At 57.2% G+C, this 18,071-nt stretch carries 14 protein-coding genes; 9 read left to right on the forward strand and 5 right to left on the reverse strand.

The window, feature by feature from the left end; all coding sequences use genetic code 11:
- Positions 1–37: 37 nt before the first annotated feature.
- The 5 genes from trxB to infA all read left to right on the forward strand — a co-directional run bounded on the left by trxB (position 38) and on the right by infA (position 5,922).
- A complete protein-coding gene (gene trxB / locus LGL98_RS16675; protein ID WP_043522138.1) occupies positions 38–1,006 on the forward strand; it encodes a thioredoxin-disulfide reductase in 969 nt (322 codons plus the stop codon).
- A gap of 114 nt (positions 1,007–1,120) precedes the next feature.
- On the forward strand, positions 1,121–2,887 hold the full coding sequence (gene cydD / locus LGL98_RS16680; RefSeq protein WP_136029455.1) for a heme ABC transporter permease/ATP-binding protein CydD: 1,767 nt from the start codon (positions 1,121–1,123) through the stop codon (positions 2,885–2,887).
- Complete coding sequence (gene cydC / locus LGL98_RS16685; RefSeq protein WP_136029457.1) at positions 2,888–4,609, forward strand: heme ABC transporter ATP-binding protein/permease CydC; 1,722 nt, start codon at positions 2,888–2,890, stop codon at positions 4,607–4,609.
- A gap of 39 nt (positions 4,610–4,648) precedes the next feature.
- Positions 4,649–5,353: a leucyl/phenylalanyl-tRNA--protein transferase gene (aat, locus tag LGL98_RS16690; RefSeq protein ID WP_136029459.1), complete on the forward strand. Its 705-nt coding sequence runs from the start codon at positions 4,649–4,651 to the stop codon at positions 5,351–5,353.
- 350 nt (positions 5,354–5,703) lie between these two features.
- On the forward strand, positions 5,704–5,922 hold the full coding sequence (gene infA, locus LGL98_RS16695) for a translation initiation factor IF-1 (protein ID WP_001040187.1): 219 nt from the start codon (positions 5,704–5,706) through the stop codon (positions 5,920–5,922).
- Positions 5,923–6,038: 116 nt separating this feature from the next.
- Here infA and clpA read toward each other — a convergent pair whose 3' ends face one another.
- Complete coding sequence (clpA, locus tag LGL98_RS16700) at positions 6,039–8,318, reverse strand: ATP-dependent Clp protease ATP-binding subunit ClpA (RefSeq protein ID WP_136029461.1); 2,280 nt, start codon at positions 8,316–8,318, stop codon at positions 6,039–6,041.
- Positions 8,319–8,348: 30 nt separating this feature from the next.
- Entirely contained in the window at positions 8,349–8,666 is a 318-nt protein-coding gene (gene clpS, locus LGL98_RS16705) for an ATP-dependent Clp protease adapter ClpS (protein ID WP_025712978.1), read from the reverse strand.
- 325 nt (positions 8,667–8,991) lie between these two features.
- Here clpS and cspD point away from each other — a divergent pair, with 325 nt between their 5' ends.
- Entirely contained in the window at positions 8,992–9,213 is a 222-nt protein-coding gene (gene cspD / locus LGL98_RS16710; protein ID WP_002896516.1) for a cold shock-like protein CspD, read from the forward strand.
- Between the two features lie 66 nt (positions 9,214–9,279).
- Here the strand turns inward: cspD and macB are convergent, their stop codons facing one another.
- From macB to LGL98_RS16725, 3 genes are all read right to left on the reverse strand, one after another.
- Entirely contained in the window at positions 9,280–11,220 is a 1,941-nt protein-coding gene (macB, locus tag LGL98_RS16715) for a macrolide ABC transporter ATP-binding protein/permease MacB (protein WP_136029463.1), read from the reverse strand.
- On the reverse strand, positions 11,217–12,332 hold the full coding sequence (gene macA, locus LGL98_RS16720; protein ID WP_136029465.1) for a macrolide transporter subunit MacA: 1,116 nt from the start codon (positions 12,330–12,332) through the stop codon (positions 11,217–11,219). Before macA ends, macB begins: the two co-directional genes overlap by 4 nt.
- Positions 12,333–12,479: 147 nt before the next feature.
- Positions 12,480–14,138: an ATP-dependent endonuclease gene (locus tag LGL98_RS16725; protein ID WP_080897570.1), complete on the reverse strand. Its 1,659-nt coding sequence runs from the start codon at positions 14,136–14,138 to the stop codon at positions 12,480–12,482.
- Positions 14,139–14,557: 419 nt separating this feature from the next.
- Between LGL98_RS16725 and aqpZ the strand changes: the two genes are divergently transcribed.
- The 3 genes from aqpZ (at position 14,558) to hcp (ending at position 18,063) form a co-directional block, all read left to right on the forward strand.
- On the forward strand, positions 14,558–15,253 hold the full coding sequence (gene aqpZ, locus LGL98_RS16730) for an aquaporin Z (protein ID WP_025712982.1): 696 nt from the start codon (positions 14,558–14,560) through the stop codon (positions 15,251–15,253).
- Positions 15,254–15,367: 114 nt separating this feature from the next.
- Positions 15,368–16,267: a LysO family transporter gene (locus LGL98_RS16735; RefSeq protein WP_136029467.1), complete on the forward strand. Its 900-nt coding sequence runs from the start codon at positions 15,368–15,370 to the stop codon at positions 16,265–16,267.
- A gap of 143 nt (positions 16,268–16,410) precedes the next feature.
- The gene (gene hcp, locus LGL98_RS16740; protein ID WP_136029469.1) at positions 16,411–18,063 is read left to right on the forward strand and encodes a hydroxylamine reductase; all 1,653 of its coding nucleotides are present in this window, start codon (positions 16,411–16,413) and stop codon (positions 18,061–18,063) included.
- Positions 18,064–18,071 lie beyond the last annotated feature (8 nt).

Here is an 18,071-nt window from a genome sequence, read left to right on the forward strand (position 1 = left end):
TCCCAGCCCAATGTATGCCAATTATTATGGGGATCTCATGGGCACAGCCAAACACAGTAAACTGCTTATCCTTGGTTCTGGACCTGCGGGATACACCGCGGCGGTCTATGCCGCACGCGCCAACCTGCAGCCGGTGCTGATCACCGGGATGGAAAAAGGCGGTCAGCTGACCACCACGACGGAAGTGGAAAACTGGCCAGGCGATCCGAACGATCTCACCGGTCCGCTGTTGATGGAGCGCATGCACGAGCATGCCGCGAAATTTGAAACCGAGATCATTTTCGACCATATCAGCCGCGTCGATTTGCAAAACCGCCCGTTCCGTCTGACAGGCGACAGCGGCGAGTACACCTGTGACGCCCTGATCATCGCCACTGGCGCTTCCGCCCGTTACCTGGGTCTGCCTTCCGAAGAAGCCTTTAAAGGCCGCGGCGTTTCCGCTTGCGCCACCTGTGACGGATTCTTCTATCGCAACCAGAAAGTAGCAGTCATCGGCGGCGGCAACACCGCAGTTGAAGAGGCTCTGTATCTGTCGAATATCGCCTCTGAGGTGCATCTGATCCACCGCCGCGATTCGTTCCGTGCGGAAAAAATCCTCATCAAGCGTCTGATGGATAAAGTCGAAAGCGGTAACATCGTGCTGCATACTGACCGCACCCTTGAAGAGGTGACCGGCGACCAGATGGGCGTCAGCGGGCTGCGTCTGCGCGATACCAAAAACAGCGACAACGTCGAGTCCCTGGAAGTAGCCGGTCTGTTCGTCGCCATTGGTCACAGCCCGAACACTGCCATCTTTGAGGGTCAGCTGGAGCTGGAGAACGGCTACATCAAAGTGCAGTCCGGTATCCATGGCAATGCGACCCAGACCAGCATCCCTGGCGTATTCGCCGCTGGCGATGTCATGGACCATATCTATCGCCAGGCGATCACCTCTGCGGGCACCGGCTGCATGGCAGCGCTAGACGCCGAACGGTATCTCGACGGTTTGGCTGACGCTTGCAAATAATCTTTACAAGTCAGTAACAAAGGTAAAGAAGGCGACGAAAAGTCGCCTTTATTTTTGCTGCGATGTAACATTGCCGTGCCCAATACTCCCATAACAACACCTGCAAAGCGCGCAATGAATAAAACCCGTCAACAAGAGTTAACCCGCTGGTTAAAACAGCAAAGTATTATCTCCCGTCGCTGGTTGATGATTTCCCGCCTGCTTGGCGTGGCGAGCGGTCTGCTGATCGTGGCGCAGGCCTGGTTCCTGGCGCGGATCCTGCACCGAATGGTGATGGAAAATATTCCGGCAACCGCCCTGCTGCTGCCGCTCACGCTGTTGGTGCTGATCTTTGTGCTGCGTGCCTGGGTGGTCTGGCTGCGTGAACGGGTCGGCTTTCAGGCCGGACAGCATATCCGCTATGAGATTCGCCGCCAGGTTCTTGACCGCCTCCAGCAGGCAGGCCCGGCGTGGATCCAGGGCAAACCGGCCGGCAGTTGGGCAACGCTTATTCTTGAGCAAATCGACGACATGCACGATTATTATGCCCGCTACCTGCCCCAGATGACGCTGGCGGCCTGCGTGCCGCTGCTGATCGTTATCACTATTTTCCCGATTAACTGGGCCGCCGCGCTGATCCTTCTCGGCACTGCGCCGCTGATCCCGCTTTTCATGGCCCTGGTTGGGATGGGCGCCGCCGATGCCAACCGGCGTAACTTCCAGGCGCTGGCCCGCCTCAGCGGCCACTTCCTCGACCGCCTGCGCGGCATGGAAACCTTGCGTATTTTTCATCGCGGACAGGCAGAAACTGATAATATCCGCGACGCCTCGCAGGATTTTCGCCAACGCACCATGGAAGTCCTGCGTCTGGCCTTCCTCTCCTCCGGAGTTCTGGAGTTTTTCACCTCCCTCTCCATTGCGCTGGTGGCGGTGTATTTTGGCTTTTCTTATCTTGGCGAGCTGAACTTCGGCCACTATGGCGCGGGCGTCACGCTGATGGCAGGATTCCTGACGCTGATCCTCGCCCCGGAATTTTTCCAGCCGTTACGTGACCTGGGTACCTTCTACCATGCCAAAGCCCAGGCCGTGGGTGCCGCAGACAGCCTGAAAACGTTTATGGAAACGCCGCTGACCCAGGTGGAGCGCGGCGAGAAAACCTTAAATGATAACGATCTGATTGGCGTGGAAGCGCGCGATCTGGTGATCAAATCTCCGGAAGGTAAAGTCCTGGCCGGGCCGCTTAATTTTTCACTGCCCGCCGGCGCTCGTGTGGTGCTGGTCGGCCAGAGCGGATCCGGGAAAAGCTCTTTACTAAATACACTGCTCGGCTTTTTGCCCTATGAGGGTTCGCTGAAGGTTAACGGCGCAGAGCTGCGCGAGCTGGACGCCGAACGTTGGCGCCGCCTGCTGAGCTGGGTGGGGCAGAATCCCCAGCTACCCGCCGCCACGCTGCGGGAAAATGTATTGCTGGCATGGCCCGAAGCTAGCGAAGCACAGCTTCGGCTGGCGCTGGACAAGGCCTGGGTCAGCGAATTCATCTCTCTGCTGCCGCAGGGGATCCATACCGCCGTAGGCGATCAGGCGGGTCGCCTGTCGGTTGGCCAGGCGCAGCGTATCGCTGTCGCCCGTGCACTATTAGTGCCCTGCCGCCTGCTGCTGCTGGATGAACCTGCCGCCAGCCTTGACGCCCATAGCGAACAGCGAGTCATGCAGGCCCTGACCCACGCTTCCACCCAACAAACCACGCTGCTGGTCACCCACCAACTCGAGGGGCTGGCTGATTGGGATGCCATCTGGGTGATGCAGGACGGACAGATTATCGAACAAGGCGACTACGCCACGCTGGCTCGTGCAGGTGGTGTCTTCTCGGCGCTGCTGGCCCATCGTCAGGAGGAGATTTAAATGCGCGCACTTTTACCCTATCTGGCGCTCTATAAACGCCATAAATGGATGCTACTGCTCGGCGTCGTGCTGGCCATTGTGACCCTGCTGGCCAGCATCGGCTTGCTGACGCTCTCCGGCTGGTTCCTCTCCGCCTCAGCGGTGGTGGGCGTCGCGGGGATCTACAGTTTTAACTATATGCTGCCTGCCGCGGGCGTTCGCGGCGCGGCGATTATCCGTACCGCCGGGCGCTACTTTGAGCGTCTGGTTAGCCACGACGCTACCTTTCGCGTGCTGCAGCACCTGCGCGTTTTCACCTTCAGCAAACTGCTCCCTCTCTCTCCGGCGGGGCTGGCGCGCTTTCGCCAGGGTGAACTGCTCAACCGCGTGGTAGCCGACGTCGATACCCTGGATCATCTCTACCTGCGGGTTATTTCGCCGCTGGTCGGCGCCCTGGTGGTGATTGTGGTGGTGACCTGCGGATTAAGCCTGCTCGACATCACCCTCGCGCTGACGCTGGGCGGCATCATGCTGGTGACCCTGCTGGTTATGCCGCCGCTGTTCTATCGCGCCGGTAAACCGGCCGGCGAAAGTATGACCCAGCTGCGCGGCCAGTATCGGCAACAGCTTACCGCCTGGCTGCAGGGCCAGGCGGAGCTGATGGTGTTTAACGCCAGCGATCGCTATCGCGCGCAAATGGAAAAGACCGAGCTCAGCTGGCAGGACGCGCAGCGTCGCCAGGCCGAGCTGACCGCGCTTTCGCAGGCTCTGATGCTGTTGATCGGCGGTATCGCCGTGGTGGCCATGCTCTGGCTGGCCTCAGACGGCGTCGGCGGAAACAGTCAGCCAGGGGCACTGATCGCCCTGTTCGTATTCTGCGCGCTGGCGGCTTTCGAAGCCCTGGCGCCCGTCACCGGCGCTTTCCAGCATTTAGGCCAGGTGATCGCCTCCGCGCGGCGGATCTCGCAGATCACCGACCAGCAGCCGGAAGTTACCTTTGTCGAGAGTGAAGCCAGTGCGCCAGAGCAGGTGGCCCTAACGCTTCGGGAGGTCTCCTTCCGCTATCCTCAGCAGCCCACCCCTGCCCTGGAGAATATTTCCCTGCAGATTGCCGCCGGAGAGCATATCGCCATTCTTGGCCGGACCGGTTGCGGAAAGTCGACGCTGTTGCAGTTGCTTACCCGCGCCTGGGACCCGGCGCAGGGAGAGATCTTACTCAACGACCAGCCGCTGTCTGGACTCAGCGAAACCACCCTGCGTCAGTCAATGAGCGTAGTCCCGCAGCGCGTGCACCTGTTTAGCGCCACCCTGCGCGATAACCTGCTGCTGGCGGCACCTGGCGCTGATGACGCGACGCTCTGCGCGACGCTCGAGAAAGTGGGGCTGGAAAAGCTGCTGGAAGATAGCGGACTGAACAGCTGGTTGGGCGAAGGCGGACGCCAGCTCTCCGGCGGCGAACTGCGCCGGCTGGCCATTGCCCGCGCGCTGCTCCACGATGCGCCGCTGATGCTGCTCGATGAACCGACAGAAGGTCTGGATGCGGCCACCGAAAGCCAGATCCTGCATCTGCTGGCGGATGTCATGCGCGACAAAACCGTGCTGATGGTCACCCATCGCCTGCGGGGCCTGGCGCGTTTTAATCAGATAATAGTCATGGACAACGGCCAGATTATTGAGCAAGGTAGTCACGCGGAGCTGCTCGCTAAACAGGGCCGGTACTTCCAGTTTAAACAGCGTCTGTAGGCTATTATCTAATTTTTGCTGATGCGTATTGAGGTTAAAATGCGTCTGGTTCAGCTCTCCCGGCACTCTATCGCCTTCCCCTCTCCGGAAGGCGCCCTGCGAGAACCTAACGGCCTGCTGGCGCTCGGCGGCGATCTGAGCCCCGCGCGGCTGCTGATGGCCTATCAGCGTGGTATTTTCCCCTGGTTTTCCCCTGGCGACCCGATCCTCTGGTGGTCGCCTGACCCCCGGGCGGTACTCTGGCCGGAGCGGTTCCATCTCAGCCGCAGCATGAAACGCTTTCATCAGCGTTCGCCCTACCGGGTCACGCTCAATCACGCCTTTGGCGAGGTGATTGAGGGCTGCGCCAGCGATCGTGACGAAGGTACCTGGATAACCAGCAGTATCGTTCGCGCCTATCACCAGCTGCATGAGCTGGGCCATGCCCACTCCATTGAAGTCTGGCAGGAGAATACGCTGGTGGGGGGAATGTACGGCGTGGCGCAGGGGGCGCTGTTTTGCGGCGAATCGATGTTTAGCCGGGCGGAAAATGCCTCTAAAACTGCGCTGCTGGTATTCTGCCAGGACTTTGTGCAGAGCGGCGGTAAATTAATAGACTGTCAGGTGCTGAACAACCATACCGCTTCATTAGGCGCAGTGGATATTCCTCGCCGTGATTATCTGGACTATCTGTCGGTATTACGTGGTTACCGCCTGCCCGAGCGATTTTGGGTGCCGCGGGTGCTATTTCCCGGCGTGCAATAAAATGTTTTCAGCACATTTTGCGTCAGGATGGTATAATTGCGCGGTAGAGTAGCTTCTGCCTGTTGCCCCGCCGCCGTTTGGGAATAATAAGAGTCAGATAACGCCCATCGTTCTGTCACTCCCCTTTACGTTTGCGCCTGTCACGCGGCATGGCCGTGTGTGTCCCGGGCAATGCGCCAAAACTACTTCGGCGATTCATACCCGTCATATTTCCGTTGCCGGTGTGCTGATTATGCGCCTTGCGGCAAGGTGAATGATTCAGGGTAGACACGTAAAACTTTACTTACATGATGAACTTCGGCATTATCTTGCCGGTTCAAAACTACGGTAGTGATACCCCAGAGGACTAGATGGCCAAAGAAGACAATATTGAAATGCAGGGCACCGTACTTGAAACGTTGCCTAACACTATGTTCCGCGTAGAACTGGAAAACGGTCACGTGGTAACCGCGCATATCTCCGGTAAAATGCGTAAAAACTACATCCGCATTCTGACGGGCGACAAAGTGACTGTTGAGCTGACCCCGTACGACCTGAGCAAAGGCCGCATTGTCTTCCGTAGTCGCTGATTGTTTTCGCCCCTAAGGCGTCAGATGCTGAAGGCCGGGATATTCCCGGTCTTTTCATTTCTGCCGTCAGCAAAAAAAAACCGGCCTCAGGCCGGTTTTTTGTGTTGAAGCGATCCTTAGTGAGCGGCTTCCGGTTTATGCTTAGGCGCGCTCTGGAAGTCGTAGGTCAGCGTGTTTTTCGCGCTGTCCAGGGCGACCGTCACCTGACCACCATCGACCAAAGAGCCAAACAGCAGCTCGTTCGCCAGCGGTTTTTTCAGGTTGTCCTGAATGACGCGCCCCATTGGCCTTGCCCCCATCGCCCGATCGTAGCCTTTCGCCGCCAGCCAGTCCCGCGCTTCCTGACTGACTTCCAGGGAGACGCCTTTCTGGTCCAGCTGGACCTGCAGCTCGACGATAAACTTGTCGACAACCTGATGGATCACCGTGGTAGACAAATGATCGAACCAGATAATGTTGTCGAGGCGGTTACGGAACTCCGGCGTAAAGATCTTTTTGATCTCATCCATAGCATCCGGACTGTTATCCTGCTGAATAAGGCCAATCGATTTACGCTCAGTTTCCCGCACCCCGGCGTTGGTGGTCATCACCAGCACCACGTTGCGGAAGTCCGCTTTACGCCCGTTGTTATCGGTCAGCGTCCCGTTATCCATCACCTGCAGCAGCAGGTTGAACACATCCGGATGCGCTTTTTCGATCTCATCAAGCAGCAGCACCGCGTGCGGATGTTTAATCACCGCATCGGTCAGCAGCCCGCCCTGATCGAAGCCAACATAGCCCGGAGGCGCCCCGATTAAACGGCTGACGGTATGACGTTCCATATATTCGGACATGTCAAAACGCAGCAGCTCAATACCCAGCGCCTTCGCCAGCTGCACGGTGACTTCGGTTTTCCCGACCCCGGTAGGCCCGGCGAACAGGAATGACCCAACCGGCTTGTGCTCGTGGCCCAGGCCGGCGCGCGCCATTTTGATGGCTTCGGTCAGCGCCTCAATGGCTTTATCCTGACCGAAGACCAGCATTTTCAGACGGTCGCCCAGGTTTTTCAGCGTGTCGCGATCGCTGCGGGAGACGCTCTTCTCAGGGATCCGCGCAATGCGCGCCACCACTGATTCGATATCCGCCACGTTAACCGTTTTCTTACGCTTGCTGACCGGCATTAAGCGCGCCCGCGCGCCCGCTTCGTCAATGACATCAATTGCCTTATCCGGCAGATGACGATCGTTAATGTATTTCACCGCCAGCTCAACCGCCGCACGCACCGCCTTAGCGGTATAACGCACGTCATGGTGCGCTTCGTACTTCGGCTTCAGGCCGTTGATAATCTGCACCGTCTCTTCCACCGACGGTTCGGTAATATCGATCTTCTGGAAACGACGCGCCAGCGCACGATCTTTCTCAAAGATGTTGCTGAACTCCTGGTAAGTGGTGGAGCCGATCACCCGGATCTTGCCGCTGGAAAGCAGCGGTTTGATCAGGTTAGCCGCATCGACCTGGCCGCCAGACGCCGCCCCCGCACCGATGATGGTGTGGATTTCATCAATGAACAGGATGCTGTTGGTATCCTGCTCCAGCTGTTTGAGCAACGCCTTGAAGCGTTTTTCAAAATCGCCACGATATTTGGTGCCTGCCAGCAGTGAGCCAATGTCAAGCGAGTAGATGGTGCAGTCGGCCATTACTTCCGGCACATCGCCCTGCACAATACGCCAGGCAAGGCCTTCGGCGATCGCGGTTTTACCGACGCCGGATTCGCCCACCAGCAGCGGGTTATTTTTACGCCGACGGCACAAAACCTGAATGGCGCGCTCCAGCTCTTTTTCACGGCCGATCAGGGGATCAATGCCGCCAACGCGAGCAAGCTGATTGAGGTTGGTGGTGAAGTTTTCCATACGTTCCTCCCCGCCGGCTTGCTCTTCATTGCCAGGCTGGCTTCCGCTATTGTCGGAAGACTGGCTCGGCTCGTCTTTGCGTGTACCATGAGAAATGAAGTTCACCACATCAAGTCGGCTCACTTCATGTTTACGCAGCAGGTAGGCGGCCTGCGACTCCTGCTCGCTGAAAATCGCCACCAGCACGTTAGCGCCGGTGACTTCGCTGCGGCCAGACGATTGCACGTGGAAGACAGCGCGCTGCAGCACACGCTGGAAGCTCAGCGTCGGCTGGGTGTCGCGCTCTTCTTCCGTTGCCGGCAGGACGGGTGTGGTTTGTTCGATGAAGGCTTCAAGTTCCTGACGCAATGCTACCAGGTCCACTGAACACGCTTCCAGGGCCTCACGGGCCGAGGGGTTGCTTAGCAGAGCCAGCAGCAAGTGCTCGACAGTCATAAACTCATGACGGTGCTCGCGCGCTCTGGCGAAAGCCATATTTAAACTGAGTTCCAGTTCTTGATTGAGCATAGGCACCTCCCCCAATTTTCATGCCTGTATTCAGGCTTTTTCCAGCGTACACAGCAATGGATGCTCGTTCTCCCTCGCGTACTGATTCACCATAGCGACTTTGGTCTCCGCCACTTCCGCGGTAAATACGCCACAAATCGCCTTACCTTCATAGTGAACCGTGAGCATCAGTTGCGTTGCACGTTCAACATCATAAGAAAAGAATTTTTGTAACACGTCAATAACAAACTCCATTGGAGTGTAGTCATCATTGACCAATATCACTTTATACATAGATGGCGGTTTAATCGCATCACGAACTTCGTCGTCAACCAGTTGCTCGAAGTCCAGCCAATCTCTCTTACTCATCGTCAGTGTTCATCATCGGTTGCTGTTGCCAACAGGCGGAGGCCTGTCGATGACCAGAGGTTATGCTCATCACAAATCTACAATAGATCATAGATAACTATCATCTATCGCTTCTATCCGCGACGGCTGTCACATTCCCCGGCAATAGCGTTAACTGCTTCAAATTTTGACGCATTTTTCGCCGTTCCCCCTCCTCAATCGCTTGACGCGTTTTCGTATTTCTCTAAATTGTAGTAGCGAGAGTTGGCGAGCAATTGAACAACTCGTCACTCCACCACCGGTTCATTCCATCTTACTAATAAAGATTTACGAAGGATGTCGAAGTATGGAAATGGGTACTGTTAAGTGGTTCAACAATGCCAAAGGGTTCGGTTTTATCTGCCCTGAGGGCGGCGGCGAAGACATTTTCGCCCATTACTCCACCATCCAGATGGATGGTTACAGAACGCTAAAAGCCGGACAAGCCGTTCGGTTTGATGTTCACCAGGGGCCAAAAGGCAACCACGCCAGCGTGATCGTCCCTGTGGAAGCGGAAACGGCTGCATAACTCTTTTGCTTCATTGTGTACATCCTGCTAATAAAATGCCAGTCCTTCTGACTGGCATTTTTATTTCTATTCCCGCGCCAGGGCATCCACCGGATCGAGCCGCGCCGCGTTGCGTGCGGGCAACCAACCAAACAGCACGCCGGTCAGCGTCGAACAGATAAACGCCGTCACCAGCGCCAGCGGAGAAAAACCGATCTCCCAGCCGGGCAGGACCAACTGCAGAATAAACGCGATCATCAGCGACAACGTCACCCCCAGCGCGCCACCGACCAGACAAACCAGCACCGCTTCGATGAGAAACTGCTGTAGCACATCGCTGGCCCGAGCCCCTACCGCCATGCGGATGCCGATCTCCCGCGTTCGCTCTGTCACCGACACCAGCATAATATTCATTACACCAATACCGCCAACCACCAGAGCAATCACCGCCACCAATGTCAGGAACAGCTGTAAGGTATGTGTGGTCCTTTCTGCGGTTTTCAAGATGCTATCCATATTCCATGTGAATACATCTTTTTTACCATGCCGCAGCTCCAGCAGACGTAGCAGCTGCTTCTCTGCGGTTTCGCTGTCATAGCCTTCATTAACGCGCACCGTAATGGAGTTCAGCCACGACTGGCCCATCACTCTTCCCGCCATCGTGGTGTATGGCAACCAGACGCGGAGAATTTTACTGCTGCCGAACATTGACTGTTTTTCATCTGCGACGCCAATCACCGTGGCGGGCATATTGCCGACCAGGATCACCTCTCCCACCACTTTCGCTTTATTGGGAAACAGCTGTCGGCGGGTATTGCTGTCGAGCACCACCACCTGCGCCCGACTGTTGAGCTGCAGTTCATTAAAGGTATTACCTTCGCTGAAGGTCATGCCGTAAACATTAAAGTACTGCGGGCCGACCCCTTCCGCGCTGGCGGCAACGTCAATATTGTTGGCGCGCAGGCGCAGGCTTTTTGAAACTGCCGGCGTGGCGGAACGCACCCAGGGCTGCTTCTGGATCGCCAGCAAATCGTCATACTTCAGCGCCTGCTGGTAGCGCGGGTCGTCGTCGCCAAAATCCTTTCCGGGGTAGACATCGATGGTATTGGTGCCTATCGCGCGAATATCCGCCAGCACCATCTGCTTAGCCGCATCGCCGACCACCACGATCGATACCACCGAGGCAATACCAATAATAATGCCGAGCATGGTCAGCAGGGTACGCATCTTATTCGCCGCCATCGCTCGCCAGGCCATCACCAACGCTTCGCGAAAGCCGCTGGTAAACTGACGCCACGCCGAAGGCTCTGCCTGCGGACGGGCGCGCAGTCCGCCGCCCTGGCGGCTGGCGGGCGGGTTGCGGACAATCTCGCCGTCGCGGATCTCGACGATCCGCTCCGCCTGAGCGGCGACCTGCGGATCGTGGGTCACAATGATGACCGTGTGCCCTTGCGCTTTCAGCTGGTGCAGGATCGCCATCACTTCTTCGCCGGAATGGCTGTCCAGCGCGCCGGTCGGTTCATCAGCGAGGATCACCTCCCCGCCATTCATCAGGGCGCGGGCGATACTGACCCGCTGCTGCTGGCCGCCGGACAGCTGCGACGGCTGATAGTCGGCGCGGTCGCCCAGTCCCAGCCGCCCCAGTAGCTCATGAGCGCGCTCCATCCGCGCGCGCCGTTCACTGCCGGCATACACCGCCGGCACTTCGACGTTCTGCGCGGCGGTAAGGTGCGACAGCAGGTGGTAGCGTTGAAAAATAAAGCCAAAGTGTTCCCGCCGCAGACGGGCCAGCGCATCGCCATCCAGTTGCGCGATATCGGTTCCCGCCACCCGGTAGATGCCGCTGGTGGGTTTGTCGAGGCAGCCAAGGATATTCATCAGCGTCGATTTTCCCGAGCCGGAGGCGCCCACGATCGCCACCATCTCCCCCGCATGGATGCTGAGGGTGATCCCCTTCAGGACCTCAACGCTGCCGTCGCCGGAAGGATAGCTGCGACGTATATCACGCAGCTCGAGCAACGCCGTCATTTTGCCGCCCCGCTCGCGCTCTCGCCGATGATCACCTCATCCCCCTCTTCCAGGCCCTGCACCACCGCGACGTCGGTATCATTGCGGGCGCCAATGATAACCTCACGCTCTTTTACCTCGCCGGTGCGCAACAGCCGGACGTGATAGCGGTTATCCCCAACCGCATCGCCCAGGGCGCTCAGCGGAATAGTGATCACGTTTTTCACCTCGGCCAGCTGAATATGTACCTGCGCGGTCATGTCGAGGCGCAGGATGCCCTGCGGGTTCGGTACCTCGAAGCGGGCATAATAGAAGATGGCATCATTCACTTTTTCCGGCGTCGGCAGAATGTCTTTCAACTTACCTTCATAACGAGTTAGCGGGTCGCCCAGTACAGTAAACCACGCTTTTTGTCCCGGCCTGAGGTGGATGACATCCGCTTCAGATACCTGCGCCTTAACCAGCATGGTGCTGAGATCCGCCAGCGTCAAAATGTTCGGCGCCTGCTGCGCCGCGATCACCGTCTGTCCCTGCAGGGTGGTAATTTGCGTCACTTCACCCGCCATCGGCGCCAGGATCCGCGTGTAGTCGAGGTTGGTCTTCGCCGTATCGAGGGTTGCCTGGTTACGCTTAATTTGCGCCTCAATCGTACCGATTTGCGCCTGTTTCACCGCCAGGTCGGTCGCCGCGGTATCAAGGTCCTGTCGCGACACCAGCTGGCGCTGCGCCAGCTGTTGCTGACGGGCCAAAGTCACCTGCGCCAGTTTACTCTCTGCGCGTGCCTGGTTGAGCTGGGCCCGCAGTTCCATTAGCGTGGCTTCAACCTCTTTAATCTGGTTTTGCGCCTGCTCAGGATCGATTACCCCGAGCAACTGGTCCTTTTTGACCTTATCGCCAATATTGACGTGTAGCGTTTTCAGCTGTCCGCTGACCTGGGCCCCCACGTCAACTTTGCGCAGGGCATCCAGCTTGCCGGTGGCCAGCACGCTCTGCTGGAGGTCGCCTTTACGCACCACCAGCGTCTGATAGTGCGGCAGTGGCGCGTTGAGAATGCGCCATCCCCAAACGGCCAACGCCAGTACAACGATTGCCAGCAGCCACCAGACGGTCCTGCGTTTTCCCTTCACTTTCATAATCCGATTCCTGCTGTTTCTCCTGCCGCTCCAGGCGGTGATTCTATCGAACCCCGCAGGCAACAGAACACCCATTTTTAGCGTTGCTTACGTTTTGTTGAGCTGCCGGAGAGCATCATGCCGCCGGAATAGCCGACGGCGATGAGATTAATCGGCGCGACCGCGTGCCAGCCACAGCACCCGCGAGAACATTTTTTTCAGCAACGTAGGCACGGCGTCCACGCCGCGACGACCCGCTTCCATCGCCACCTCTATCGCCAGATCGGGCTTAGATGAACGATGAATGGCCTTGGTGATCACCCGCCGCATATTCATCGGGACATTGGCCGGGATCTGCGCCACCCGGTGATAAACGTCATCAAATCCCTGGCGGTACATAAAATGCTCCATATCCAGCGCCGGCAAGCTGGTCAGATGGTCGCGCTCCAGCTCCCGATCGTTGTTAAGCAGACCGCGTACCGTCGCGGCATATTTTTTCCCCGCTTCATCACCATCCACCAGCACGTGCCACTGGATCCCCATCCGTCGGGCAAATTTGATTAACGGTTTCAGGCCGGACTGAGCAAATTCAATCACCTTCACCCCCTCGGCATCAAAATGATGACCACACTGGCGGGCCAGCTCGTTGATAACCCAGGTCTCTGTCTCTCCCTCCACCAGCAGCCAGCAGCGGGCGAAGAGTGATGAGGCGCGGTTGAAGCGAATATGAAAGGCGATACGCCGACTGTCTTCGGCATTCATTCCGCCGGGCCCCAGCCGCCACGCCGATACCCGCGCAGATTCGCGCACCAGCCGGCAAACCTGCTCCACCGGCGTCAGGGACAACAGCTCTCCGGAGTTGGTGGTGGTCACGCGCTGTAACGGCAACAAATTCAGCAGGTGCCAGGCGACAGAGAGCATGATCGGATGCAGACGGGTTTCCGGATCTTCAATCAGCAGCAACGGCCGTGCATCGCGATCGAGGCGTACCGTTCCTTTGGCCTGCAGTAGGGTGGCAAACAGCCCCAGCAGGATCACCCGATGGCTTCTCCCGCCGGGCTTATCAATCATCCGGTTGATAATATCCAGATACCGCCAGCTGCGCTGTTCATCATGAGAGCGCCGCCGCATCAGGCGATGTCGCGTCTGAGCGCTACTTTGCTCAGCAAAGTAATGCTCCAGCAGTTGCACCATGGCCGACAGCCCCTGGCGGATCTGACCGTCCGACAGGTTTTGCGGATGACTCACCAGTTCGCGGGACAGAAAGTCCAGCTGACGGGCAGTGATCTCTATCTGCGGCGAATGCGGTACCGTTCCGTTATGAATGCGCCGCATAAAGCGCGCGTCGCGCAGGCGCAACACCGGCATCAATCGCACCAGGTGTCGGGCCAGCTCGTCAATATCTTCCAGCGCCAGCGCTTCACCTTCACCATCGATAAAACTGCGCAGGGTCAACACGCTGTCGTCCCCGGCGAGCTCGCCCTCGAGGCGGTAGAACACCCGGTGATACCCGTCATCGCAAGGCACCCAGCAGCGCTGAAGCGGACGAAAGCGCCGCACCCGATGACGCCCCGGCTCCGTTTCGCGGAAGGTCAGGATAATGTGCAAATGGTGTTCGCGTCCCTGGATGTCACCGGGCGGAAACCAGAAGTCATCGCGAACAAAGTGATAAAGATCGAACTCAGGGGACAAAAGCAGGGTCAGCGCATCGAGCAGACTGGACTTCCCCCACGCGTTCTCCCCGATCAGGACGTTATTTTGCTCCAGCATCAACGACAAACGATTGATACCGCGAAAACCGACGATTTCTACGCGCTCAAGAAGCATATCCCCTCCGCTACACCACCACTCTCCTTCAGTAATCAACAGTATAGCGAGGGCGACGGCAAGATGACACTCCGCTTAATCGCCTCTGGGCATCATATTCAGTAAGTAAAATATATTCATAAAATTGTTCAATTATCCCCTATTAACGGCTATTGATTATTCATCAAACAAAATAGTTTTATTTTAGACGTTCTGTTCTACACTATTGGTAATCTCGCACGGATAAAGGAATGGAAATCCCGGCAAACGGAATCTCTTCACCTTGCCCTAAATCAAATAATATCAATATATTTAACTGGCTGTGGGATGGCGATTATCTCTAAAATAACGCCGCTTTATTTTTGTCGTCGTCCCTTATCACGATAAATAAAGACCGGCACGGTCCGCTCGTGCGCGTATACATTTAAATTGAGGTGGTTATGTTCAGAAAATTAGCAGCCGAATGTTTCGGTACCTTCTGGCTTGTATTTGGTGGCTGCGGTAGCGCCGTGCTGGCCGCAGCATTCCCCGAGCTGGGTATCGGTTTTGCCGGCGTGGCGCTGGCCTTTGGTTTAACGGTACTTACTATGGCGTTCGCTGTAGGCCATATTTCCGGGGGCCATTTCAACCCGGCGGTAACGTTAGGCCTGTGGGCCGGCGGTCGTTTCCCGGCAAAAGAGGTGATTGGCTATATTATTGCCCAGGTCGTCGGCGGGATTATTGCCGCCGCGGTCCTGTATGTGGTGGCCAGTGGTAAAGCAGGCTTTGATGCCGCCGCCAGCGGCTTTGCTTCCAACGGCTATGGCGAACACTCTCCGGGTGGCTTCTCTATGCTGTCGGCTATCGTTATTGAAATCGTCCTGACCTGCGGCTTCCTGCTGGTTATCCATGGCGCGACCGATAAACACGCGCCGGCGGGCTTTGCGCCGATCGCTATCGGCCTGGCGCTGACCCTCATCCACTTAATCAGCATTCCAGTCACCAATACCTCCGTCAACCCGGCGCGCAGCACTGCGGTGGCCATTTTCCAGGGTGGCTGGGCGTTGCAGCAGCTATGGCTGTTCTGGGTCATGCCTATCATTGGCGGGATCCTCGGCGGCGTACTGTATCGCACTCTGTTGGAAAAACGCGATTAACCCTTTCAAAGCCCGGTTCGCCGGGCTTTTTCTTTCTGGTGACTGCTTTACTCGGCCCGGTGATTTGGGTAGTGTCATGGGCGCTATTCTCATCATGCAAGGGCTGCGTCGTTCATGTTCTCGGGACTGTTCATCATTCTGTTGCCGCTGGTCGTCGGCTATTTACTGCCTCTTCGTCACCCCTCCGCGCTAAAACTAATTAACCGGATGCTCAGCTGGATTGTCTATGTCATCCTCTTTTTTATGGGCATCAGCCTGGCGTTTCTCGACAATCTGGCCAGCAATCTGTTAGCGATACTGCATTACGCCGCGGTCAGCGTGGTCATCATTTTACTGTGTAATATCGCCGCCCTGCTGTGGCTGGAAAGAAAAATGCCCTGGCGTAGTCAGCATCGTCAGGAGAAATTACCCTCGCGCCTGGCCATGGCCCTGGAATCACTCCAGCTATGCGGTGTGGTCGTGCTCGGTTTTATGCTTGGCCTGACCGGCCTGCCTTTTTTACAGCACGCGACCGAAGCCAGCGAATATACGCTGATTTTTCTCCTGTTCCTCGTCGGTATCCAATTACGCAATAATGGAATGAGTCTGCGACAAATAGTCCTTAACCGGCGGGGAATGATTGTTGCGGTGGTGGTCACGGCCAGTTCATTACTCGGCGGTATCCTCAATGCCTTCATTCTGGGTTTGCCGTTGAAAACCGGTCTGGCAATGGCCAGCGGTTTCGGCTGGTATTCGCTCTCCGGTATTTTACTCACCGAATCCTTTGGCCCAGTCATCGGCAGCGCGGCGTTCTTTAACGATCTCTGTCGCGAGCTGTTGGCCATCATGCTAATTCCGGGCCTTATTCGGCGCAGCCGCTCCACGGCGCTGGGGCTGTGTGGCGCCACCTCGATGGACTTCACCTTACCGGTACTCCAGCGTTCCGGCGGGGTCGAGATCGTCCCTGCCGCCATCGTACATGGTTTTTTGCTTAGCCTGCTGGTCCCGATTCTGATCGCCTTTTTTACCGCCTGAGCACGCGCTGGCGGCAGCCTTTCTGCCGCCAAATTTGCGCTAAATCAATCTCCCTTTAAGTTGTATGAGAAATACCTTTTCAGCTTGTGCCACGCGGCATAACCTTAAACATGTATATTAAATATAACTTTAAAGGTGTGACCATGTTTTGTGTGCAATGTGAACAAACCATTCGTACTCCAGCCGGCAACGGCTGCTCTTACGCGCAGGGGATGTGCGGTAAAACAGCGGAAACCTCCGATCTGCAGGATCTCCTGATTGCATCACTGCAAGGCCTGTCCGCCTGGGCACTCAAAGCGCGTGAATATGGCATTATCGATCATCAGGTGGACAGCTTTGCCCCCCGCGCCTTCTTCTCCACTCTGACCAACGTTAACTTCGATTCCCCACGCATCGTCGGCTACGCTCGCCAGGCGATTGCTCTGCGTGAGGCGGTGAAAGCGCAATGCCTGACGATCGATGCCAGCGCCGCCGTCGACAGCCCGGTGGCCGACCTGCAGCTGGTCAGCGACGATCTGGGCGACCTGCAGCGTCAGGCGGCGGACTATACCCCGAATAAAGACAAAGCCGCCATCGGCGAGAATATCCTTGGCCTGCGTCTGCTGTGCCTGTACGGCCTGAAAGGCGCAGCGGCCTATATGGAGCACGCCCACGTACTCGGCCAGTACGACAACGCTATTTATGCCCAGTACCATAAAATCATGGCATGGCTGGGAACCTGGCCTACGGATATGAATGCGCTGCTCGAATGTTCGATGGAAATCGGCCAGATGAACTTCAAAGTAATGAGCATCCTCGACGCCGGTGAAACCACCAAATACGGCCACCCGACGCCGACTCAGGTCAACGTTAAAGCCACCGAAGGGAAGTGCATCCTGATCTCCGGTCACGATCTGAAGGATCTGTATAACCTGCTGGAGCAGACGGAAGGCACTGGCGTCAACGTCTATACCCACGGCGAAATGCTGCCGGCTCACGGCTATCCGGAGCTGCGTAAATTCAAACATCTGGTCGGCAACTACGGTAGCGGCTGGCAGAATCAGCAGGTGGAGTTCGCTCGCTTCCCGGGTCCCATCGTGATGACCTCGAACTGCATCATCGACCCCACCGTCGGCGCCTACGACGACCGCATCTGGACCCGCAGCATCGTCGGCTGGCCGGGCGTGAATCATCTGGAAGGTGAAGACTTCTCCCCGGTTATCACCCAGGCGCAGCAGATGGCGGGCTTCCCATACAGCGAAATCCCGCATCTGATCACCGTCGGCTTTGGCCGTCAGACCCTGCTCGGCGCGGCGGATACGCTGATCGATCTGGTCAGCCGTGAAAAACTGCGCCATATCTTCCTCGTCGGCGGCTGCGACGGCGCCCGCGGGGAGCGTAACTACTTCACCGATTTCGCCACCAGCGTGCCGGATGACTGCCTGATCCTGACCCTGGCCTGTGGTAAATATCGCTTCAACAAGCTGGACTTCGGCGATATCGAAGGGCTGCCGCGCCTGGTCGACGCCGGCCAGTGTAATGACGCTTACTCGGCGATTATTCTGGCAGTGACGCTGGCGGAAAAACTGGGCTGTGGCGTTAACGATCTGCCGCTGTCGCTGGTGCTTTCCTGGTTCGAACAGAAAGCGATCGTCATCCTGCTGACGTTGCTGTCGCTGGGGGTAAAAAACATCGTCACCGGCCCGACCGCGCCTGGCTTCTTCACCCCGGATCTGCTGGCTATCCTCAATGAGAAGTTTGGTCTGCGTTCCGTCACCACCGTTGAACAAGATATGCAGCAGCTGCTAAGCGCATAAGGAGTCCC

It is taken from the genome of Klebsiella africana, from assembly GCF_020526085.1.
Classification (GTDB): domain Bacteria; phylum Pseudomonadota; class Gammaproteobacteria; order Enterobacterales; family Enterobacteriaceae; genus Klebsiella; species Klebsiella africana.

Excerpts from the sequence above, each read along its gene's own strand:
- trxB (WP_043522138.1), top strand. The coding sequence starts at position 38 with ATGGGCACAGCCAAACACAGTAAACTGCTTATCCTTGGTTCTGGACCT.
- cydD (WP_136029455.1), top strand. The coding sequence starts at position 1,121 with ATGAATAAAACCCGTCAACAAGAGTTAACCCGCTGGTTAAAACAGCAA.
- cydC (WP_136029457.1), top strand. The coding sequence starts at position 2,888 with ATGCGCGCACTTTTACCCTATCTGGCGCTCTATAAACGCCATAAATGG.
- aat (WP_136029459.1), top strand. The coding sequence starts at position 4,649 with ATGCGTCTGGTTCAGCTCTCCCGGCACTCTATCGCCTTCCCCTCTCCG.
- infA (WP_001040187.1), top strand. The coding sequence starts at position 5,704 with ATGGCCAAAGAAGACAATATTGAAATGCAGGGCACCGTACTTGAAACG.
- clpA (WP_136029461.1), bottom strand. The coding sequence starts at position 8,318 with ATGCTCAATCAAGAACTGGAACTCAGTTTAAATATGGCTTTCGCCAGA.
- clpS (WP_025712978.1), bottom strand. The coding sequence starts at position 8,666 with ATGAGTAAGAGAGATTGGCTGGACTTCGAGCAACTGGTTGACGACGAA.
- cspD (WP_002896516.1), top strand. The coding sequence starts at position 8,992 with ATGGAAATGGGTACTGTTAAGTGGTTCAACAATGCCAAAGGGTTCGGT.
- macB (WP_136029463.1), bottom strand. The coding sequence starts at position 11,220 with ATGACGGCGTTGCTCGAGCTGCGTGATATACGTCGCAGCTATCCTTCC.
- macA (WP_136029465.1), bottom strand. The coding sequence starts at position 12,332 with ATGAAAGTGAAGGGAAAACGCAGGACCGTCTGGTGGCTGCTGGCAATC.
- LGL98_RS16725 (WP_080897570.1), bottom strand. The coding sequence starts at position 14,138 with ATGCTTCTTGAGCGCGTAGAAATCGTCGGTTTTCGCGGTATCAATCGT.
- aqpZ (WP_025712982.1), top strand. The coding sequence starts at position 14,558 with ATGTTCAGAAAATTAGCAGCCGAATGTTTCGGTACCTTCTGGCTTGTA.
- LGL98_RS16735 (WP_136029467.1), top strand. The coding sequence starts at position 15,368 with ATGTTCTCGGGACTGTTCATCATTCTGTTGCCGCTGGTCGTCGGCTAT.
- hcp (WP_136029469.1), top strand. The coding sequence starts at position 16,411 with ATGTTTTGTGTGCAATGTGAACAAACCATTCGTACTCCAGCCGGCAAC.